Raw genomic sequence first — 19974 nt, 5'->3', positions numbered from 1 at the left:
GCGAAAATGGCGGAGTTTCATACCCCAGTTGGGATAATGGTGCGCAGCGACCTCGACCTCAATGCAGTCCGCGTCTATGTGGCCGTCGTCGACGCGCAGAGCTTTTCCGGGGCTGGGCGCCTGCTGGCGTTGCCGTCGTCCAACGTCAGCCGTCACGTCGCGGCGCTGGAGCGCAGGCTGGGCGTGCGCTTGCTGGAACGCAGCACGCGCCATCTGCGCATGACGGAAGCCGGACAGCTGGTGTACGCGCGCGCCAAGCCGGTCCTCGACGCTTTGCTGGCCACGGAGGAGGAGCTTGGCGTAGCACAGCGCGAATTGAAGGGCCCCCTCAGGATGTGCATGCCCAACGAAGCGCCCAGGCTGCTCGCGCCTATCATCGCGGAATTCTGCAGCCTCCATCCGGGCATCGAGCTGGAATGCGACACACGCCTGACCGGCCTGGAGGTGTTGCGCGAGGACATGGATCTCTCCATCGTCTTCCACCGCGGGCGTCAGGATGACAGTGCGTTCATCACCCGCGAACTGGCGACGTTGCCCAGTATCGTGGTCGCGTCCCCCACGCTACTGGCCCAGACCGGAATGCCGCGCCACGTGCGCGAACTCAAGTCCTTGCCGTGCATCACCACCGTGAGCGCCCTGAAGGGGCAGCCCTGGCAGTTCCTGGATCCTGCGGGCGAGATCGTGAAGGTGCCCGTGCGCAGCCGCTATCGCGTCAACAGCGGGGAACTCGCCGTGGCCGGCGCGCGCCAGGGTCTCGGCTTTGCGATTGTTGCGGCCTACCCGTGCCAGGAAGATCTTGCCGCAGGCAGGTTGCAGGAAGTGCCGCTGGATCTATGCCCTGCCCCGCTGCAATTGCTTGGCGCCTACAGGGCACCTCTAAAAACCCCACCTTTGGCATCATTGGTCTGGAGAACACGCCGAGGACGCCACGATGATCAGCCTGTTTGCCGGCCACGAACGCGAAGCCAAGCGGCAGCAGATCGGCGATCCTCTGGCTCTGCTGTCACGGCATATCGACTTTGCCGGGATTGCTCACGCCGTAGACGCGAAGCTGTCCTTGGGTACCGGCAAGCGCGGCGGCCGTCCGGCTTGGCCGACGCAGATGATGATCAAGCTGCTGCTGTTGCAGCAGTTGTACAACCTCTCCGACGATGCGCTGGAGTATCAGGTGCTGGATCGGCGCAGCTTCCAGCAATTCCTTGGACTGGAACACAGCGGCAAGGTGCCCGACGCCAAGACGATCTGGGTGTGGCGCGAACGGCTCAAGACCAAGGATCTGATGGGCGACATCAGCACGGCGATCGGTGAGCAATTGCAACGTGCTGGGTTCATTGCCCGCGGCGGTCAGATCATCGACGCCAGCATCGTCAGCGCTCCGATCCAGCGCAACACGCGCGAGGAGAACGCGCAGATCAAGCAGGGCGATGACGTCGGCCAGGACTGGAGTGATGCCAAGCGTGCGCAGAAAGACGTGCAGGCACGCTGGACCAGGAAGCATGGGGTGACGTTCTACGGCTACAAGCTGCACGCCAGCACGGACCGCCGCTGGGGTTTCATCCGCCGCTACGACGTGAGCGCGGCCAACGTGCACGACAGCCGCCACTTCGAGCAGGTGCTGGACCCGGACAACACCGGCCGCACGGTATGGGCCGATAGCGGGTATGCCGATGCAGCGCGAGAAGCAGACCTGAAAAAGCGTGGTTACCGCCCCGCGATCCAACATCAAGGGCAGGCACGCAAGCCCTTGAGCGAGGCAGCAAAGCGCCGGAACCGTCGCATTGCCAAGGATCGGGTGTTCGGCGAGCACCCGTTTGCGCGCTTGGCCCAACAAGGCGGCAAGTTCGTACGCTGCATCGGCTTGGCGCGGGCAAAGGTGGTGATCGGGCTGAAGGTCGCCAGCCATAACGTGATGCGGCTGGCACGGCTACAGGAGCGGGCCATGGTGCCGGCGTGATCGGCTGAGGTGGCCGAGCGGCCACCTCAGCCTCCCAACCACCACGATCAGGCGCCGCTCTGGTGCCGTTGCGACAGATGCTGCCCCTGGCTCCAGGTCGTGGCAGGTTGTTCGAGGTGCCCTACAGTCACCGTCATTCGGTCACTGCGCGGGTTCGGGCGTTGCTGGAGTTCATCCAATTGCGGTTGCAGGGGTTTGGTGGGCCATCCCAGGTGACCGCCAAATCAACGACGCGGCGTAGGAAACATGCCTAGTCAGGGCTGCGCGAGTTGCTGGCTGACCAGTTCCTGCTGTTCGCAGCCGTTGGCTTCGCAGTACAAACGCAACCATGCTCAGCGACAGGATTCCGGCAACTTCTCCAGCAAGCCCGCCACCACCGGTGTCAGCCGATTCGCGACTTCCGGCGAAATCGCCTCCCCCGCCCCCTGCCCGCCTGCGCTGCGGGCCTGCTCGCAGGCCTTGACGATCCGGGGGCGCATGCCGGACCAGAGCGCCCTGCACTGCCAGCCGTCCCGGCCAAGCGGCAGGACCGCGTAGGCGATGGACTGGCATTCCTGCGCGGCACGAACGCCCAGCGGCTGGCCGGCGTACTCGTGCGGCACGGTGTCCAGTGTCGGTTGGTAGTAGCTGTCGGGGAACGTTGCTGCGTAGCGCTCCGGGTCCAGTTGCAGCGGCAGGCCGGGCGCCGTGAGGTCGAGCGCGCGGCCGCAGGGCGCCGCAGCGGCGATGCGCTGGATCGCCTGGTAGATCGGCTGGTCCAGGTCGGGCTCGCGTGCCGTCACCTCGGACGTTGCGACCAGCACCGGCAGGCGGGCGCGGTTGGCCATCTTCGCCAGTTCACCAGAATGGGCCGGTGCGCAGCGTTCGCGGACACTGGCGGCGATCAGGAACGTGGCGTCGCGCGCGAATGCGGGATCGCTGTGCAGCAGTGTGGTGATGCGCTTGTCGGCTGCATCTTCGGACAATGGCGCGACATGAAATGCGGGCACAGTTGGCGGGTGGATCGCCGTGGTCGCAGCAGCACGCGGTGTCGGTGCCACGTGCCCGTGCGTGCGCAATGCCAACAGCACGCCGCCGGCAACGACGAGCCCACAGGCGGCGATCGCGATCGCCAAACGCATCGGCGACTGCAGGTGCATCGAACTGCCCTCAGCCCTGCACCGGGGTGATCGTGGCGTCCTCTGCCTCGTAGGTGGCATTGGCGATATCGGCCTTGAAGTCGGCCAGATGCAGCCGCCCCTGCAGGTGGAACGGGTCCCATAGCTCCGGCACGTCGATCGGGGTGCGCAGCACCACGTGCAGGATCTGGTTTGGTGGCGGAGGCGGCACGTGGATGCAGGCGCCATAGAACGGCACGAACAGCAGTTCGCTGACCTTGCCCTGGTCGTCGCTTTCCAGTGGCACCACGTAGCCGTCCAGGGCGAAGCGTTTGCCTTCCAGGCCTTTCACCACTTGCGACGAACCGAACTGGGCGGCGCGCTGGGTGCCGGAATGGTCGATCGGCATGCCGTTGACCACGGACGGGCCATCGTCGACGGGCGCCGGCTGATCCATCACCGCGGCGTCGCCGCGCCAGGCCGCGTTGATCCGCGGCGGTGGTCGCTGGTAGATGTCGTTGGCTGGTGCCAGTTGTTCCCAGCGTTCGACGGTGTCCGGGGCAGCGTCGGCTGCTGCGGTCGTGTGCTTTGCTGCCGGTGATCGTGTCGGCGTGGCGTCCGGCTGCTTCCCGCCATCACCGTGGCAGCCCGCCAGCAGGCACAGTACTCCAGCCAGCAGGAGATGGCGATCAGCCTTTTTCATAGGGATGCAGGTGGGCCTGCTCCATCGTGTAGGCGGTACCGGCGAGTTCGCCGTGCAGGGTTTCCGCGCGCAGTTGGCCGCTCAGGTAGAACGGGCTGTACATGTCGGGCGGGTCGATCGGGGTATCCAGGCGCACATGCACGATCTGGTTCGGCGGCGGCGGTGGCACGTGGATGCAGGCGCCGTAGTAAGGCACGAACAGGAACTCGCGCACGCGCCCTGCGTCGTCGCTGTCCAGCGGCACCACGTAGCCCGGCAGGCGCACCTTGCGCGCCAGCACGGCGGCCACGGTGTTGTAGGTGCCGGTCTGCGGCATCGCACGCTTGCCGGTGTGGTCGACCGCTGGTTCCTCGCTGTTTTCCAGCGCCTTCAGTTCGGCCGGCGGCAGCATCGCGCTCCAGTCCAGTTCGCGATAGCCGTCGGCATCCGGCTCGCCCAGCGGTGGGTTGATCGCCGCATCGTTGCCTGGTGCTGGCTGCGCCGCCGCTGTTTCCTGCGCTTTTTTCGGAGCGGCGGGTTGTTGCTGCCGGCCGCAACCGCACAACACGGCGAGCGCCAGCAAGGAAAGGATCCAGCGCGTCATGCTCACAGCTCCGGCGAGAGGCCATCGGCCAGGGTGCGGCGATAGGCCAGCAGGGCCGGCACGATGCCGGCGAGCACGCCGGCCAGCAGCACGCAGCCGAGCCAGCCCCATTCCGCCGCGCTGGGTGCGATGCGGTTGATCGCCAGGCCGAAATGATCGAGCACCCAGCCGCGCGCCAGCCAGCTGGTCGCGGTCACCGCCAGCAGTGCCAGTGCGCACGACACCACGGTGACCAGGCCGGCCTCGAACAGCAGCAGCCAGGCGATGTCGCGCGGCCGTGCGCCGACCGCGCGCAGGATCGCCATCTCGCGCCGGCGCTCCTGCAGCGTGGCCACCAGCAGCGCGACCATCGACACCAGGCCGAGCAGCACCACCAGCGAGGCGATCATGCGCAAGGCGCCTTCGGCGGTGCCCAGCGTGCCCCATAGCTGCTGCAGGGTGACGCCGGGCATGATCGCCAGCATCGCTTCCTCAGGATACTCGTTGATCCGCCGCTGCACCGAGAAGGTGGCGATGCGGGTCTTCAGGCTGAGCATGAAGGCGGTGATGGTGTCCGGGGTCAGGTCCATCGCCCGCGCCTGCGCGGCGCTGACGTGCTGGCCCGGCAGGCGCACGCCGGAGTGCCAGTCGATATGGATCGCCTCGATCGCCTGCAGCGACACCAGCACGCTGGAATCCACCGGCGTGCCGGTGCGGCGCAGGATGCCGACGATCCGGAACGGTTTGTCGGCATGGGTGGCCAGGCTGATCCGGCCGGTGCCATGGGTCAGCACGATCTCGTCGCCGAGGTGGCGGCCGAGCGCGGCAGCGACGTCGGCGCCGATCACCGCATCGTAGAGGTCGTCGAACGCCCTGCCCTGCGCGAACGCCAGCGGGTGCTTGGCGCCGTAGTGGTAGTGCTCGAAGAAGCCGGTGCTGGTGCCGACCACGCGGTAGCCGCGGTAGGAATCGCCCAGCGACAGCGGCACCGCCCACTTCACCTCGGGCATCGCGCTCAGGTCCTGGTAGCTCTTCCACGAGACGTTGTTGGTGGCGTCCCCGATGTGGAACACCGAGTACAGCAACAGGTTCACCGGGCCCGAGCGCGCGCCGACGATCAGGTCGGTGCCCGACACGGTGCTGGCGAAGCCTTCATGCGCCTGGGTGCGGATGCGCTCCACGCCCAGCAGCAGGGTCACGCTCAGGGTGATCACCAGTATCGTCAATGCCACGCCCAGGCGCCGGCTGCGCAGGCTGGCCAGCGCCAGCGTCAACAGCGTCATCGCGCACCTCCGGCGCTGGCGCGGTTGAGCGTGGCCAGGTCGGCCTGGGCGTCGAACAGCGGTGCGATCGACGGATCGTGGCTGACCACGATCGAGCTGGTGCCGCCCTGCCGGCACTCGGCGAACAGCAATTGCAGGAAGGCCTGCGCCGCGACCGGGTCGAGCGCGGAGGTGGGTTCGTCGGCGAGCAGCAAGGGCGGCCGCGCGATCAACGCACGCGCCGCGGCCACGCGTTGCTGTTGGCCGACGCTGAGGCGCGCGGCCGGGCGCGACCATAGCGCCGCCACGTCCAGGCCCAGCGCGACCATCAGCCGCTCGATCTCGGTGTCCAGCGCCTGCGTGCCCGCCGCCAGTCGACCGCGGCGCGCGGAGAACTGCAGGCCCAGCGCGATGTTGTCGCGGGTGCTCAGGAACGGCAGCAGGTTGAATTGCTGAAACACCACGCCGCAATGGTCAGCACGGAAGCGGTCGCGTGCAGCCTTGCGCAAGGCCGCCAGGTCCTGCCCGGCCACGCGCACGCGGCCTGCCGTGGGCTGCAGCACGCCGGCGATCAACGCCAGCAAGGTGCTCTTGCCCGATCCGCTGGCGCCGCGCAGCAGCAACTGCTGCCCGCGCGGCAGCGCAAACGATGCGATGTCCAGCACCGACGCGGTTGCACCGGGATAGCCGAAGCGGACCTCGCTCAGTTCGACCACATGCGGCTGGCTCATTGCGGCAGCGTCACCCGGGCCTGCCCGGCCACCACCTCGGTGCGGCCCTGGCCGGCGGCGGTGGCGACGTCGACCACCGCCGTGTTCAGCCCGGGGAAACGCTGCGGCAGCAATACCTGCAGGTGATCGAGCCGCGCCGGCCGCGCGCAGTCGAAGATGTAGTGAGCGTGGAATTCGGCATGGCTGTGGCCGGGTTCGTCCGGATCGGCCATCGCCACGTCGTAGCCCTCGGTGGTGACCTGCGCACTGCGCAGCGAACACGCCGCCGCGACCGGGAACTGCAACCAGCCGGCAGCGCGCAAGGTGGCGACCGCAGCTTGCAGCCGCTGACGTTCGTCGGCGTCGCGTGCCGGATGTTCGAAGTCGAGGATGCCGATGCCGGGCGCACTGAGTTGCACGTCCACGGCGGTGCCATCGACAGCGACCTCCAGGTTGGCCTGGCCGTGTACGTGCGGGCCGTGGTGGCGAACCGCTGCGGCGGCCGGCGAACTGGCGAAGAGGCACAACAGGATCAGGGGAATGCCAGGTCGCATATGCAGCGCATCGGTTGAGTTACACTATAACATTAGTGAACAATCGAACGTGGGCGCAAGCCTGTTGCTGCCGTCAGTCAGCCGCGGTTCGCATCCGGCCATCGCCGCCTCGCTTCGCAGGCCGGGCCTGCGATGCACGGCGCAGAACCTCAAGGAACCTCCATGTCGTCTTCCATCGTTCCCGACAGCTACACCGCCTGGCGCCACTGCATCGAGGTCGACTGCCGCCTGCGCCTGGAGCCTGCCTACATTGCGCAACGCATTGCCGCGCTCAACGACCCCAGCGACCACCACACTCAGCAGTTCGTGCGCTGCTGGGGCGAGCCGCATCGCCAGCAGGTGCTGCAGTGGTTTGCGCAGGCACAGGCCGCATTCGCCGACGGTCGCGCATGAACCCTCTCGCGCGGCAGGACGCAGTCGCTGGTGCCGCTGGACGGCGATGCATTCCTTCTGCGAACGCCGCACGGCCGGACGTGCTGAACGCGGCGCGGCATGACGATGCCCTGATCCCAATGAGGGCATTGCTTCGTCAAGCGATCGAGGTCGGCGGCGGCCGGCGCACGCATCGGCTGCGCGCTCTTCTCTGATGCGCTGACGCCCCTGGACGGGAACGCCAACTTCGCTGGAGCCATCTCACTGACACGTGCGCTGCAAAGCAGGCTGCCAAGCTACGACGGCTGCCGGTAGCATGCACGCGCATCGCCGCCGGCATCCACTTCCCACGCTCCCGCAAGGACACCCAACGTGCTTCTCGCTTCCATCGCCAGCGCGCATCCCGCGCGCCGCTTCCTGTCCGCCGCCCTGACCTGCCTGCTGCTGTCTGCAGGCACCGGCGCCGAGGCCCGGCCGCAGCCCTCACATTTCCAGATCGTCGAGAGCGTGCCCGAGGCCAGCGTCTACGGCGAGCCCGGGGTGCCGCGCACCCAGCAGACCTGGCTGGCGATGATCAACGGTGCCAGGCGGCGCATCGACATCGCCGCGTTCTATATCTCCGAGAAGCCCGGCACAGGACTGACCCCAGTGCTGGACGCGCTGGCGGCCCGCGCCCGTGCCGGGGTGGCGGTGCACCTGCTGGTCGACCATACCTTCCTGGCCAAGAACCCGGACAGCGTCGCCTGGCTGGGCAAGGTGCCGGGTATCACCGTGCGGGTGCTGCCGGTCGATACGCTGACCGGCGGCGTGCTGCACGCCAAATACATGATCGTCGACGATGCCAGCGTGTTCGTCGGCAGCCAGAACTGGGATTGGCGGGCGCTGGAGCAGATCCATGAGATCGGCGCGCGCATCGATGACGCGCGCTTCGCCAAGACCTTCGCCGCCAGTTTCGACTACAACTGGCGCCTGGCCGACGAAGGCAATCTGGCCAAGGCGCAGGCGCGCGGCGTGCAGCCGCCGGACTTCGCACCGGTCACCGCCGCCGATCCTGTGCTGCTGGATGCCGGCAGCGACGCGCCGCTGGTCGCCTTCCCCGCCTTCAGCCCGCCGGCGCTGCAGCCGGCCTGGGTCAGCGCCGAGGAGCCGGCGCTGGTCGAGATGATCCGCGCCAGCCAGCATGCGCTGCGCATCCAGGTGATGACGCTCTCGGCGATCCGCAGCTTCGGGCCCAAGGGCTGGTGGGCGCCGGTCGATGGCGCCATCCGCGACGCCGCCGCACGTGGCGTGCAAGTGCACATCATCGTCGCCGACCGGGCGCTGCGCGAACCGATGCAGGCGTACCTGAAGAGCCTGGCTGCGCTGCCCAACATCACGGTGAAGTTCAGCCGCCTGCCGCCGGCGCCGCAGGGCTTCATTCCGTATGCGCGGGTCGAGCATGCCAAGTACGCGGTCGCCGACGACCGCAGCAGCGTCATCGGCACCGGCAACTGGGAATGGAGCTACTTCAACACGGCGGTGGACGCCTCGGTATTCGTCAAGGGCAAGGGACCGGCCGAGACCTTGACGCGCATCTTCGACCGCGACTGGAATGGCCCTTACGTGACGACGCTGCAGCCTGGCCAGAGCTACGAGGCACCGCGGACCGAGTAGTCGCTGAGTCGTCCTGCGACGTGTGCATCCATGGGTGGGCCGGCGCGTGTCAAAGCATGCGCTCGGCCCGAAGACACGGCGCCGCGTCAATGCGCTGCGTTGACCTGCCGGATGCTGCTGCGAGGGTCTCGCGCGCCGATCGCTACGAAGTCTTAACCAGCGCTCCCTATCCTAGCCCCGCGCTGGAAGGCGCCCGTTGCGCCATGCATTGCCGCATGCGCCGCGACGCACGCCTCCAATTGCGTACGGACACCCACACACAAGGAGACGCCATGAAGAAGCTGCACGCACTCGTGTTCGCAGGAAGCTTGCTGGGCCTCGCCGCACCCGCCCTCGCTGAGGTCGCCAATCTCACCAACAGCGCCGACGGTGCCAACCGCGACGCCGGCATCGCCGCGGTCAAGAAGAAGTTGCAGGACGCCTGCACCGAACGCAAGGGCAAGCCGGACCCCAACTCGTTCGAGGTGGTGTTCGAGAAGACCAGCCAGAATCCGGACGTGCCCAAGCCGTACTACGTGGATGGAAAGATGAAGTGCGATCTTCCGCAGGGGTGAGTTCGACCTACGTGGTGCTATGCGTCGTATCGTTTACGTAAGAACAAGGCCCCGCATTTGCGGGGCCTTGTTCTTGTGCGCTTGACGAACGTCCAATCGTCCGGTGGATGACTGGGATTGGGTCGGACGATGGCCATTCTTTCGGTGTCGTGCCAACGGCGGTAGCCGGCAAGTAAGTCCACCGATTTCCCGACTTCTACGACGGCAACAGCTTCGTCATGACCGCCAGCACCACCAAATGTCCCAGATAGTATCCGTAGAACGCCCAGCGCATACGCGGGACCCGGACGTTGCGCGGCGCAAGCGCTACGAGCAACGGAATCGCGAGCAGTGCCCAGCCGTTGCGGTTGTACCAGCACAACAGGCCGAAGCCGGCGGCGACCAGGACCAGGCGCAGACTCCGTCCGTTCCACGGCCTCGTAGCAGCCGGCACAATCGCCGCGGATGTTGCACTTCGCGCTTCGATTGAGAAACGGAACAGCCACCACGACGACAGCACCAGCGCCAGGCCGAACCACTGGTAATCCACCAGAAACGGTGCGACGACGCTGCACATGCCCAGCAGCACCCACTGCCGCTGCTGGATGCTCCAGATAGCAGCGCTGGCCAGGGCGAAACTCAGCAGGACGTTGAATGGCGCCCAGTAGCCGAAGGCCAGACCGTGCGCAGGTTGCGCCAGGATGCCCCATAGCAGCAGCCGGCGAAACGATTTGAGTGCGTCCACCCCGGGCTGCGCGAGGTTGTAGGCCAGGACGACGGCGAACACCGGGAAGGCGGTGCGACCCAGTTCGGACACCACCGGGACATAACCGCCGTAAAACACCTTGGCGACATGGTCGCCGGTCATCAGGACCAGGGCGATCCACTTCAGCAGTTCACGGGCTCCGCTGGTCATCATGTCGATTCGAGGCTCGCTATTGGCGATCGCATTGCACCTTCCGCCCTCACCCACTCCCTTCGCCGGATCGGGCGCAAGGCGAGGCGCTGCGAACCAAGCCGCGCACTGTAGCCGGTCGGGCGTGCAGATGGAAAAAAAGCAAGATCCCGCCGCGCCGGTGTAGACCGCACAGGCGGCTCCCGAACGACTCAGGACGCGCGGTCGGCGAGCAGCAGCGGCGCCACGGTCCCGCGTTGCACCATCACGCATTGGTCAGCGATGGCAGACAGGCCAAGCCGATGCGAAACCGCCACCAGCGCCGTCTGCGGCAGGCGGCGCCGCAGCATGCTCAGCACCTGCTGTTCGGCGACGGCGTCGAGGGCACTGGTGGCTTCGTCGAGCAGGGCCACGCGCGGTCGGCGCAGCAGCACCTGGGCCAGCAACAGCCGCTGCAGTTCGCCGCCGGACAGGCGCGCACCAGTGCCATGCACGGCGGTGTCCAGGCCGGTGCCGCCCTGCAGGCGCGTGGCCAGGCCGACGTCGCGCAGGGCCTCCCACATCGCCGCCTCGCTTGCGGTCGGTGCGGCCCAGGCCAGGCACTGACGTACCGTGTGCTGCCAGGGCCGCACGCCCTGGGCGACGTAGGCCAGGGGTTGCAGTTCGGCGCGATAGCTGGCGAAGTCGAGCGCGCTGCCGTCGCAGTGGGCCACGAACTGTGGGGGCGCGACCATGCCGGCCAGGGCGTCCATCAGGCTGCTCTTGCCGACCCCGGACGGGCCACTGATCAGGGTCAGCGTGCCTGGTGCCAGCACCAGGTCGGTCAAAGCCACCGCGGCCAGCGGCGGCGCCAGACCGATGCGTTCGATCTGGATCGGCGACGGCGATGTCGCCACGGTCGCTGCAGGGGGCGGCGCCGCTCCCGTGCCCTGCAACGCCGGGGATGGCGTGCCGAGCGCGACGTAGCGCTGCCACAGTTCCAGCGCCGGCGCGGCCGAACGCAGTTGCTGCACGCTCTGTCGGGTCGAGACCAGGTACGGCAGCAGCCGCCCCAGCAGCAGGCCGACGGTGATCAGCGCGCCGCGGTCGATGCCATGCCACACCCCGGCCAGCAGCATGATCGCGGCGATGGCGGCCACCGCCGCCAGTTCCAGCACCAAGCGACCGGAGGCCACCAGCGCCTGCTGCCGCGCATAGCCATGCGCCAGCCGGCCGGCGATCGCCTCGTAGGCTTCCTGCTCGCGCGCCTCGCGTGCGAAGGAGCGCAAGTGGCGCAGGCGCCGCGGGAAGTCCTCGCTGAGCCAGAACAGCCGGGTCATGTCGGCGACGTACTGGCGGCTGACCCGTGCCTGTTCGTGGCCGGCGATGCGGAAGGCGAGCACGCCCAGCGCCAGCAGCGGCGGCAGCGCCAGCACCAGCATGGGCGAGACCAGGAACGCGGCGGCCAGGCTCACCGCCGCGGTGATCGCCGCCACCAGCAACTGCAGCAGCGCGCTGAAGCCCTGCACCACGATCTCGACGTTGTAGGTGAGCAGGTTGGCGATTTCCGCCGAGCTGGCATCGGCCAGCGCCGGTAGCGGCGCCTGCAGCAGGCGCGCATGCACCTGCCTGCGCAGGTCCAGCGCGTGACGGCTGGCCAGGTCCGCGGCCAGCCGCGTGCCCCACCAGCGCAGCAGGGCGAAGCCACTGCTGGCGGCGACGAACAGCAGGGTCTGCGCGAGGAAGCCGTTCGGCAGCGGCAAGGCGTGCCCGGCCAGGGTCAGCACGTGGCCCGGTTGCACCAACGGCACCAGCGCGACCGCGGCGAGCGCGCCGGCGAGCGCGCCGAGCAGCGACAGCAGCACGTACCAGGCGATGCGCAGGCGCTCGCTACGGCCAAGCACGGCGATGAAGGCGCGCAGCAAGTGCGAGACCGGATCCGGGCGCGCGCTCATCGGCACGCCCCAGCGGTGCGCATCGCCGCCTTCGTCGCGCGACGCGGATCGTCAGGCCAGCAGCGTCTGCAGCGCATCGACCGAGGCCTCCGGATGTGGGCCGCGCTGCAGCTCGTACACGCCCAGCCGCTGCAACTGGCGGGCGAACAACGGCCAGTGCGGCTGGCCCGCGGCATAGGGTTGGTCCGCAGCCAGGCGCGTCGCCACGTCGGCGTCGGGCACGGGCTGCAGCAGTCGCTGCGGATCGGCCGCGATGGTGGCCGAGACGAACACGGCGGCGACCAGCCGCAACGGTGCCTGTGCCAGGCGCCCCTCGCCGTGACGGATGTCCACCTCGTGCTTGAGCGCACCGCTGCGCCGGCGAATCATCGGCGCCGCGGCGATCCAGGCGCGGGTGTGCGGGTCGAGCAGGCGCAGCAGTTCCGGCCGCAGGTGCAGGAAGTTGCCGATGCCGGTGGCGAGCAGGGATTGCGGGGCGACGAACAGGGCGTCCTCGGCGAGGAACTCCAGTCCGCGCAGCAGGCTGTGCAGGGCCAGGGTGGATTTGCCGGCGCCGCTGCCACCGAGCAGCAGCACGCCACGGCCGTCGCGACCGACGCAGGCGCCGTGCAGCGGCACCAGCTGCATGCCGCGCGCGGCGAGCACGAACACGGCGAATTCGATCAGTTCGTAACGCACGTGGTAGGCGTGGGCGAGCATGTCCTCGGACACCACCACCAGCGCCCTGCCCTGCTCAGGCACCAGCACCACGTAGTTGTGCGCATCGATCACCCCACTCAGGACGCCGGCGCCGGAATGGGTCCGCACCGGCGGCGGCTCCACCGCCAGCGCGTACGGGGCCTCGCCGCGGTCCACCAGGGTCAGCTCGATGCGGAACGCCGCACTCTCCGGCAGGCGGTGCGCCGGCACCGCGCCGAAGGCGGCTTCCACCAGCACCAGCAGGGCCGGGCTGTTGCTCTCGAAGTGGAAGCGGCCGCCGAGCAGTTGCTTGCTGAGCGTGTGCGGGCGGCGCAGTTGCGTGTGGAACGGATCGCACGCGCCGTCAGCGGCGCCGACAGGTGCGGCGTGGTCGCCTGGTCCCACGTCCAGAACACGCGCGGTCGATCGCTGCATCGGAAAAAGATCGCTTGAATGGATGCAGCGTGGGTGCGCCTGCCGTGGCCAAAGGTTGCGCGGGCGAACGCCGGTCTTTCGCGCAACCAAACGGCACAGCCCCGGCACCTACCGCCACGGCCACCTGCGCGCGGCCATCGCTGCATGCGCCCTCCCCCGCGGCGCCGAACGAGACCTTTCGCCGATGCTCAAGATCCAGGTCAGCCACGCCTACTTCCTGCGCTACGACCCCAAGCAATGGGAGCGTGGAAAACCTTACCCACCGCTGGCCACGCTGCAGGTAGCGGCGCTGCTGCGCCAACACGGGCACGCGGTGACGCTGTTCGACGCGATGCTGGCCGAGGGCGTGGAGGACTACGACCACGCCGTCCGCGCGCAGCGGCCGGACCTGGTGGTGTTCTACGAGGACAACTTCAACTTTCTCACCAAGATGTGCCTGAGCCGGATGCGCGAGGCCGCGTGCCGGATGATCGCCGAGGCGCGCGCCAGCGGCAGCCGGGTGATCGTCGCCGGCTCCGATGCGTCGGATCACCCGGACGCGTTTCTTGCCGCCGGTGCCGACGCGGTGCTGATCGGCGAAGGCATCGCGGCCTTGCTGGAACTGGTGGCGCGCCTGCAGGCGGAACCGGACATCGCGCCGGCGCACTGGGTGGCCGGCATCGCCGAGGTGGCCAGCGCTGTGGCGCCGCAACTCCGGCGCGCGCAGATCGGCGCGCGGCCGCCGGATCCGCGGCTGTCGGTCACCGCCGCCTGGGACATGCTCGACATCGCGCGCTATCGCGCGTTCTGGCAGCAGCGGCACGGCCATTTCAGCCTGAACATGGCCGCCTCGCGCGGTTGCCCGTTTCGCTGCAACTGGTGCGCCAAGCCAATCTGGGGCAATCACTACAAGCGTCGCGAGGCGCAGGACGTGGCCGCGGAGATGATCCAGCTCAAGCGCAGCTTCGCGCCCGACCATGTGTGGATGGCCGACGACATCTTCGGCTTCCACGTCGACTGGGTGGAGGACTTCGCCGACGCACTGGCCGCCGCCGATGGTGCCGTGCCTTTCACGATCCAGACCCGCGCCGACCTGTGCAGCGAGCGCATGGCCGCGGCCCTGGCACGGGCCGGCTGCCGCGAAGCCTGGATCGGCGCGGAGACCGGCAGCCAGCGCATCCTCGACAAGATGACCAAGGGCACCGATGTGGAGGGCGTGATCGCCGCACGCCAGCGGCTGGGCGCGCAGGGCATCCGCGTCGGCTTCTTCCTGCAGTTGGGCTACCTGGACGAGCAACTGGACGACATCCTTGCCACGCGTCGGCTGGTGGCGCAGGCGCGCCCGGACGACATCGGCGTCAGCGTGTCCTACCCGCTGCCCGGCACCGTGTTCTACCAGCAGGTGAAGGACCAGCTCGGGCGCAAGACGCATTGGCAGGACAGCGACGACCTGGCGATGATGTTCCGCGGCGCCTACGACTCGGCGTTCTACCGCCAGGTGCGCGACCTGCTGCACCGGCAGGTGGAGCTGCAATGTCGCGAGGATGCGTGTCCGGCACCGGTGCATGCGCAGGACCGGGCGACGCTGGAAGCGGATTGGGACGCGCTGATCGCACGCGAGGCGCAGCATCGGACCGAGCCACCGCCCGCGCCGTCGGCCAAGGCAGTCGCGGCCGCCGGCAGCCGGCGCATCCCGTTGGTGCAACGCGCATGAACGACCTGGCGACGCCGGCGTCTCCGGCCGTGGCGGCCGATCTTCCGGCAACGGCATCCGCGGCCACGCCGGCGCACCTGCCGTTGCGGCGCATCGGTCGGGGCCTGCGCCTGGCAACCGAGGCATTGGCGCACGAGTTGGCGCGCCCAGGCGCGCCGATGCCGGCGTGGCACGGACTGCATTGGCAACTGGCGGCGGCAGCGGCGGTCGCGCACGGCGTGGCGCCACTGTTGAGCCAGCGCACGCAGTGGCCGGACCGGGCCTGGCGCGCGTTCCTTGACGGACAGCGCGAGCATGTGGCGCAGCGCTACCAGCGCATCGCCGCCCTGCTGCAGCGGATCGATGCCCTGGCGCAGACTGCCGGCCTGGCGATCGTGCCGCTGAAGGGGGCGGCGCTGCATGCGCTGCGCCTGTATCGGCCCGGCGATCGGCCGATGGCGGACATCGACCTGCTGGTGCGCCCCGAGGACGCCGAGCGCGCCGCGACGCTGCTGGGCGCGCTGGGCTATGTGGCCGAGTTCGCGCAGTGGAAGCACCAGACCTTCCGACCGGCACAGGCACAGGCGGTTGGCGGCCTGGGCGAGCACCGCGACACGCCGATCAACATCGAACTGCACGTGCGCATCCAGGAACGCCTGCCATTGCGCACTGCCGATCTCGGCACCGAGCTGCTGCCGCGCGACGGCAAGCCCGGCTTGAACCCCTACCCGAGCAACGGCGCGCTGATGCGCCACCTGCTGCTGCACGCGGCCGGCGGACTGTGCAGCCGCAGCCTGCGGCTGATGCACCTGCACGACCTGGCCCTGCTGGCGCCGCACATGCGCGTCAGCGACTGGCAGGTGCTGATCGGCGCCGATGCCTGGTGGGCGTGGCCACCGCTGCGGTTGATGCTGCGCTACTACCGCACTGCGATTCCATCGGCGGTCCTGCAGCAACTGCGTGCGCAGTGCCCGCCGCTGCTGCGGCTGCGCGTGCGCGGATTGGACCTGACCGCGGCGTCGTGCTCGCAACTGTGGCTGCCGGCGCTGCCGGGCATCGAATGGGCGCGTTCGGGCGGCGAGGTGCTGGACTATCTGCGCCAGCGCCTGCAGCCCTCTGCGGAAAGCCGGCATGAACGGGCCGAGATGATCCGTACCCAGCTGTGGCTGCAGGGCCAGGACTGGGTGCGCCTGCCGCAGCGGCGCCGTGTGCTGCAGCGGCTGCTGCATCCGGTACCGCGAATGGACACGCTGTATGCGGTGCGGACGGCGCTGCAGGGTTACGCGGCTTCGTCGGACTGACGCACGCTGTCACTGGACAGCGCCGTGAACTGCCGTTGTAGGAGCGGCTTCAGGGCACCTCGAACAACCTGCCACGACCTGGAGCCAGGGGCAGCATCTGTCGCAACGGCACCAGAGCGGCGCCTGATCGTGGTGGTTGGGAGGCTGAGGTGGCCGCTCGGCCACCTCAGCCGATCACGCCGGCACCATGGCCCGCTCCTGTAGCCGTGCCAGCCGCATCACGTTATGGCTGGCGACCTTCAGCCCGATCACCACCTTTGCCCGCGCCAAGCCGATGCAGCGTACGAACTTGCCGCCTTGTTGGGCCAAGCGCGCAAACGGGTGCTCGCCGAACACCCGATCCTTGGCAATGCGACGGTTCCGGCGCTTTGCTGCCTCGCTCAAGGGCTTGCGTGCCTGCCCTTGATGTTGGATCGCGGGGCGGTAACCACGCTTTTTCAGGTCTGCTTCTCGCGCTGCATCGGCATACCCGCTATCGGCCCATACCGTGCGGCCGGTGTTGTCCGGGTCCAGCACCTGCTCGAAGTGGCGGCTGTCGTGCACGTTGGCCGCGCTCACGTCGTAGCGGCGGATGAAACCCCAGCGGCGGTCCGTGCTGGCGTGCAGCTTGTAGCCGTAGAACGTCACCCCATGCTTCCTGGTCCAGCGTGCCTGCACGTCTTTCTGCGCACGCTTGGCATCACTCCAGTCCTGGCCGACGTCATCGCCCTGCTTGATCTGCGCGTTCTCCTCGCGCGTGTTGCGCTGGATCGGAGCGCTGACGATGCTGGCGTCGATGATCTGACCGCCGCGGGCAATGAACCCAGCACGTTGCAATTGCTCACCGATCGCCGTGCTGATGTCGCCCATCAGATCCTTGGTCTTGAGCCGTTCGCGCCACACCCAGATCGTCTTGGCGTCGGGCACCTTGCCGCTGTGTTCCAGTCCAAGGAATTGCTGGAAGCTGCGCCGATCCAGCACCTGATACTCCAGCGCATCGTCGGAGAGGTTGTACAACTGCTGCAACAGCAGCAGCTTGATCATCATCTGCGTCGGCCAAGCCGGACGGCCGCCGCGCTTGCCGGTACCCAAGGACAGCTTCGCGTCTACGGCGTGAGCAATCCCGGCAAAGTCGATATGCCGTGACAGCAGAGCCAGAGGATCGCCGATCTGCTGCCGCTTGGCTTCGCGTTCGTGGCCGGCAAACAGGCTGATCATCGTGGCGTCCTCGGCGTGTTCTCCAGACCAATGATGCCAAAGGTGGGGTTTTTAGAGGTGCCCTTCAGCCGCGACACGCGTCAGCTCGAATGGCTGTCGCGGCTGAAGCCGCTCCTACAAGACGAGCCGATACAACGCGATTGTCGCGAAAGCGCGTTGTCCCAATGCCACACTGCGCGTCAGCCATCCTGCGCCACGCGCCGGCCGTCCTCGCTGCGCGGAGCACACAGGCGCTGGTACAACGCAGTGAAGCCACGCACGCTGCAGTCGGCGTCTTCCCGCACGGCGCGGCATTGCGCCGCCCAGGCCAGGCGCAGGCGCAGTTCGTCGTCGCTGAGCACCTGACGCAGCGCATCGGCCAGCCCGGCCCAGTCGCCCACCGGTACCGCCAGCGCCGCCGATGGCGCCCACTCCTGCAGATGCCCGACCGCGGTGCCTACCGTCGGTACCCCGGCCACCGCGGCTTCCAGCAAGACCAGCGGCCCGGCTTCGTGCAACGATGAGAGCACCAGCAGATCCGCCGCTTCCACCAGCGGCCTCAGGTCGCGCTGGGTCTTGAAGCCGAGGAAACGCACCCGCTCGCTCAGCCCCAGCGTGGCCACCAAACGCTGCATCGCGCCGTCGAGGGTGTCCACCCCGACCAGGTCGATGTGGAAGTCGACCCTGGCGCGGGCCAGCGCCGCGAGGGCGCGCAGCAGGGTCGTCTGGTCCTTGACCGGATTGAGGCTGGCCACGTGCAGCAGCCGCGCCGGCCCGTCGCCGCGCGCACGCGGCGCGCGTGGCGGCCAGGCGCGCAGGTCCACGCCCAACGGCACGCGTTCGGCGGCGATGCCCAGCGCACGCAGGCTGTCGAGAATGGGCGCGCTGGCCGCGGTCACCGCGCTCGCCAGGCGCAACACCAGCGCCTCGCGCAGCCGCCCCTGCCATTTGCGTCGGCCGCCGTAACCGATCGCGTGCAGCGCGACGAGTTCGCCGCCGGCGATGTGCACCAGGCTCGGCCGTCGCAGCCAGCGCGCCGCCGCCACCGCAATCAGGCTGCAGTGGCCGGAGAACAGCGACTGCACCAAGTCGAACGGCGCGCGGCGGTGTTCGGCGCGGATCGCCGCGATCGCGCGCCAGCGCGTGCGCACCGCGCCGATGTTGTGAATACGCGCCCCCAGCAGATCCCATTGCGCCGGCAAAGGCTCCTGGTGCAGCACGAACACATGTAGGTCGTGCGCGCGCGCCAGCCGCTCGATCAGGCTCAGAAACGCCGGGATCACCCGGTACTCGCCGCTGCGGTCGACGCCGCCCGGCACCACCAACGCCAGCTTCATGCCGTGCTCCGCGATGCGGCGTCGAGCAGTTGCGCATAGGCGCGCGCCCAGTGCCGCCCGACCGCTGCGAACGACAGCTGCGCATCGAAATGCGCGCGCACCAGCGCCCGCGATGGCCCGTCGCGCGACGCCTGCACCAATGCGGCCGCCAGGCGTTCGGCGTCGCCGCATGGCCAAAGCGCGCCAATCCGGCCGCCGTCGCTGAGCGCGCGGAACGCCGGGATGTCGGTCAGCACCGGCACCGCGCCGCAGGCATAGGCCTCCAGCGCGGCGTAGCCGCAGCTCTCGGCCAGGCTGGCGGACACGAACAGGTCGGCTGCGCGCATCAGGGTCTGGATCTGCGCGTGCTCCACCCGGCCCAGCAGGTGCACGCGGCCGGTGAGCCGCGGATCGGCCTGGATGCGCTGTTGCACCGCCGGCAACAGCGGCGCATCGCCGAACGCGCAGAACAACTGCAGCCCTGGCTGGGTCGCACTAGCGATGGCCACGCCGTCGAGCACGGTGAGCGGATCCTTGCCCTCGCTCAGATGGCCGACCCACAGCACGCAGGGCGCGCCGTGCAGTCCGCTGTCGCGGCGCGCCTGAGTGCGCTCGCCGGGGCTGAAGCGACAACTGGATTCGGGAATGGCGAACAGGCGCGTGGACCCGGCGAACAGCCCTGCGCCGACGAAGCCACGCGCAAGGTCCAGCGAGGTGAAGGCGATGCCGCTGGCGGCCGCGTACCAGCGCCGCCACTGCGGTCGCCGCCACCAGCGCGGCGGGCGGTTGGCGTGGTCCTGCAGCAGGATCGGCCGCGACGGTCGCCAGCGCGCCAGCATCGCCGCCTCGCGCGCGAACTGCAGGCCATGCACGTGCACCACGTCGGCGTCGAGCTCGGCCAGCAACGCGGCGATGCGGCGCAGATGGCGCCGGCGTCCGGCCTCGGCACGGCGCAGGAAGTGATAGTCGACGCCGTTGCGCCGCAGTTGCGCATCGACTGCGGCGGTCTGGATCACCGAGACCCGTGTGCCGACGCTGGCTACCGCCTCGGCGATGTCGGCCAGCGACGGCCACAGCGCGAACGCCTGCTCCGGCGTCACTCCATCCGGCAGCGGCACGAAGTTGAGCTGCACGGCATGCACGGCGCGGGCAACGTTGCCGGCCATG

18 protein-coding genes and 1 pseudogene are annotated in these 19974 nt (G+C 68.8%); 7 read left to right on the top strand and 12 right to left on the bottom strand.

From position 1 onward, the window contains the following. Positions 1–6: 6 nt before the first annotated feature. Positions 7–852: pseudogene (locus tag AC1G9L_RS11255) on the top strand (LysR family transcriptional regulator); the annotation flags it as partial. Positions 853–931: 79 nt separating this feature from the next. Then, positions 932–1954, top strand: a complete 1023-nt coding sequence (locus tag AC1G9L_RS11250; RefSeq protein WP_019798968.1) for an IS5 family transposase — start codon at positions 932–934, stop codon at positions 1952–1954. 332 nt (positions 1955–2286) lie between these two features. On the opposite strand, the gene AC1G9L_RS11245 is transcribed toward AC1G9L_RS11250, so the two are convergent. Genes AC1G9L_RS11245 through AC1G9L_RS11220 form a run of 6 tightly spaced genes read right to left on the bottom strand, consistent with a single transcriptional unit; the run spans position 2287 to position 6842 of the window. Then, a complete protein-coding gene (locus AC1G9L_RS11245; RefSeq protein ID WP_481069078.1) occupies positions 2287–3093 on the bottom strand; it encodes a hypothetical protein in 807 nt (268 codons plus the stop codon). Between the two features lie 10 nt (positions 3094–3103). After that, entirely contained in the window at positions 3104–3754 is a 651-nt protein-coding gene (locus AC1G9L_RS11240) for a DUF3299 domain-containing protein (protein WP_481069076.1), read from the bottom strand. Next, complete coding sequence (locus tag AC1G9L_RS11235) at positions 3741–4337, bottom strand: DUF3299 domain-containing protein (protein ID WP_019799480.1); 597 nt, start codon at positions 4335–4337, stop codon at positions 3741–3743. Before AC1G9L_RS11235 ends, AC1G9L_RS11240 begins: the two co-directional genes overlap by 14 nt. A gap of 2 nt (positions 4338–4339) precedes the next feature. Next, positions 4340–5593, bottom strand: coding sequence for an ABC transporter permease (locus AC1G9L_RS11230; protein ID WP_481071104.1), 1254 nt, complete (start codon positions 5591–5593; stop codon positions 4340–4342). Between the two features lie 2 nt (positions 5594–5595). Next, positions 5596–6309: an ATP-binding cassette domain-containing protein gene (locus AC1G9L_RS11225; RefSeq protein WP_019799478.1), complete on the bottom strand. Its 714-nt coding sequence runs from the start codon at positions 6307–6309 to the stop codon at positions 5596–5598. Further along, positions 6306–6842, bottom strand: a complete 537-nt coding sequence (locus AC1G9L_RS11220; protein ID WP_481069074.1) for a ZrgA family zinc uptake protein — start codon at positions 6840–6842, stop codon at positions 6306–6308. The genes AC1G9L_RS11225 and AC1G9L_RS11220 overlap by 4 nt, the downstream gene beginning before the upstream one ends. Positions 6843–7004: 162 nt before the next feature. Here AC1G9L_RS11220 and AC1G9L_RS11215 point away from each other — a divergent pair, with 162 nt between their 5' ends. The 3 genes from AC1G9L_RS11215 (at position 7005) to AC1G9L_RS11205 (ending at position 9421) form a co-directional block, all read left to right on the top strand. Next, a complete protein-coding gene (locus AC1G9L_RS11215) occupies positions 7005–7235 on the top strand; it encodes a hypothetical protein (protein WP_019799476.1) in 231 nt (76 codons plus the stop codon). 351 nt (positions 7236–7586) lie between these two features. Further along, positions 7587–8867, top strand: coding sequence for a phospholipase D-like domain-containing protein (locus AC1G9L_RS11210; protein WP_019799475.1), 1281 nt, complete (start codon positions 7587–7589; stop codon positions 8865–8867). Positions 8868–9139: 272 nt separating this feature from the next. Beyond that, positions 9140–9421 (top strand): hypothetical protein, encoded by a 282-nt coding sequence (locus tag AC1G9L_RS11205; protein WP_019799474.1) that lies wholly within the window; start codon positions 9140–9142, stop codon positions 9419–9421. Between the two features lie 196 nt (positions 9422–9617). On the opposite strand, the gene AC1G9L_RS11200 is transcribed toward AC1G9L_RS11205, so the two are convergent. The 3 genes from AC1G9L_RS11200 to AC1G9L_RS11190 all read right to left on the bottom strand — a co-directional run bounded on the left by AC1G9L_RS11200 (position 9618) and on the right by AC1G9L_RS11190 (position 13342). Next, positions 9618–10316 carry a TraX family protein gene (locus tag AC1G9L_RS11200; RefSeq protein ID WP_481071102.1) on the bottom strand — a complete coding sequence of 233 codons (699 nt, stop codon included), beginning with the start codon at positions 10314–10316 and terminating at the stop codon, positions 9618–9620. 191 nt (positions 10317–10507) lie between these two features. Beyond that, complete coding sequence (locus tag AC1G9L_RS11195) at positions 10508–12229, bottom strand: ATP-binding cassette domain-containing protein (RefSeq protein WP_481069072.1); 1722 nt, start codon at positions 12227–12229, stop codon at positions 10508–10510. A 51-nt stretch (positions 12230–12280) separates the two neighbouring features. Beyond that, on the bottom strand, positions 12281–13342 hold the full coding sequence (locus tag AC1G9L_RS11190; RefSeq protein WP_481069070.1) for a phosphoenolpyruvate carboxykinase (ATP): 1062 nt from the start codon (positions 13340–13342) through the stop codon (positions 12281–12283). A 124-nt stretch (positions 13343–13466) separates the two neighbouring features. On the opposite strand from AC1G9L_RS11190, the gene AC1G9L_RS11185 reads away from it, so the two are divergent. Together AC1G9L_RS11185 and AC1G9L_RS11180 are read left to right on the top strand one after the other, a co-directional pair. Next, positions 13467–15035: a B12-binding domain-containing radical SAM protein gene (locus AC1G9L_RS11185; protein WP_481071100.1), complete on the top strand. Its 1569-nt coding sequence runs from the start codon at positions 13467–13469 to the stop codon at positions 15033–15035. After that, positions 15032–16315: a nucleotidyltransferase family protein gene (locus AC1G9L_RS11180; RefSeq protein WP_481069068.1), complete on the top strand. Its 1284-nt coding sequence runs from the start codon at positions 15032–15034 to the stop codon at positions 16313–16315. The genes AC1G9L_RS11185 and AC1G9L_RS11180 overlap by 4 nt, the downstream gene beginning before the upstream one ends. A gap of 174 nt (positions 16316–16489) precedes the next feature. Here AC1G9L_RS11180 and AC1G9L_RS11175 read toward each other — a convergent pair whose 3' ends face one another. From AC1G9L_RS11175 to AC1G9L_RS11165, 3 genes are all read right to left on the bottom strand, one after another. After that, on the bottom strand, positions 16490–17512 hold the full coding sequence (locus tag AC1G9L_RS11175; RefSeq protein ID WP_019798968.1) for an IS5 family transposase: 1023 nt from the start codon (positions 17510–17512) through the stop codon (positions 16490–16492). Positions 17513–17691: 179 nt separating this feature from the next. Beyond that, a complete protein-coding gene (locus AC1G9L_RS11170) occupies positions 17692–18828 on the bottom strand; it encodes a glycosyltransferase family 4 protein (protein ID WP_481069066.1) in 1137 nt (378 codons plus the stop codon). Beyond that, complete coding sequence (locus tag AC1G9L_RS11165; RefSeq protein WP_481069064.1) at positions 18825–19973, bottom strand: glycosyltransferase family 4 protein; 1149 nt, start codon at positions 19971–19973, stop codon at positions 18825–18827. The genes AC1G9L_RS11170 and AC1G9L_RS11165 overlap by 4 nt, the downstream gene beginning before the upstream one ends. Between the last annotated feature and the right edge of the window lies 1 nt (position 19974).

The organism is Xanthomonas sp. NCPPB 1132 (assembly GCF_056629235.1).
The sequence above is the reverse complement of the archived record's forward strand: the minus strand, read 5'-3'. Positions and strand labels throughout refer to the sequence as shown.

Excerpts from the sequence above, each read along its gene's own strand:
- AC1G9L_RS11250 (WP_019798968.1), top strand. The coding sequence starts at position 932 with ATGATCAGCCTGTTTGCCGGCCACGAACGCGAAGCCAAGCGGCAGCAG.
- AC1G9L_RS11245 (WP_481069078.1), bottom strand. The coding sequence starts at position 3,093 with ATGCACCTGCAGTCGCCGATGCGTTTGGCGATCGCGATCGCCGCCTGT.
- AC1G9L_RS11240 (WP_481069076.1), bottom strand. The coding sequence starts at position 3,754 with ATGAAAAAGGCTGATCGCCATCTCCTGCTGGCTGGAGTACTGTGCCTG.
- AC1G9L_RS11235 (WP_019799480.1), bottom strand. The coding sequence starts at position 4,337 with ATGACGCGCTGGATCCTTTCCTTGCTGGCGCTCGCCGTGTTGTGCGGT.
- AC1G9L_RS11225 (WP_019799478.1), bottom strand. The coding sequence starts at position 6,309 with ATGAGCCAGCCGCATGTGGTCGAACTGAGCGAGGTCCGCTTCGGCTAT.
- AC1G9L_RS11220 (WP_481069074.1), bottom strand. The coding sequence starts at position 6,842 with ATGCGACCTGGCATTCCCCTGATCCTGTTGTGCCTCTTCGCCAGTTCG.
- AC1G9L_RS11215 (WP_019799476.1), top strand. The coding sequence starts at position 7,005 with ATGTCGTCTTCCATCGTTCCCGACAGCTACACCGCCTGGCGCCACTGC.
- AC1G9L_RS11205 (WP_019799474.1), top strand. The coding sequence starts at position 9,140 with ATGAAGAAGCTGCACGCACTCGTGTTCGCAGGAAGCTTGCTGGGCCTC.
- AC1G9L_RS11200 (WP_481071102.1), bottom strand. The coding sequence starts at position 10,316 with ATGACCAGCGGAGCCCGTGAACTGCTGAAGTGGATCGCCCTGGTCCTG.
- AC1G9L_RS11195 (WP_481069072.1), bottom strand. The coding sequence starts at position 12,229 with ATGAGCGCGCGCCCGGATCCGGTCTCGCACTTGCTGCGCGCCTTCATC.
- AC1G9L_RS11190 (WP_481069070.1), bottom strand. The coding sequence starts at position 13,342 with ATGCAGCGATCGACCGCGCGTGTTCTGGACGTGGGACCAGGCGACCAC.
- AC1G9L_RS11180 (WP_481069068.1), top strand. The coding sequence starts at position 15,032 with ATGAACGACCTGGCGACGCCGGCGTCTCCGGCCGTGGCGGCCGATCTT.
- AC1G9L_RS11175 (WP_019798968.1), bottom strand. The coding sequence starts at position 17,512 with ATGATCAGCCTGTTTGCCGGCCACGAACGCGAAGCCAAGCGGCAGCAG.
- AC1G9L_RS11170 (WP_481069066.1), bottom strand. The coding sequence starts at position 18,828 with ATGAAGCTGGCGTTGGTGGTGCCGGGCGGCGTCGACCGCAGCGGCGAG.
- AC1G9L_RS11165 (WP_481069064.1), bottom strand. The coding sequence starts at position 19,973 with ATGGCCGGCAACGTTGCCCGCGCCGTGCATGCCGTGCAGCTCAACTTC.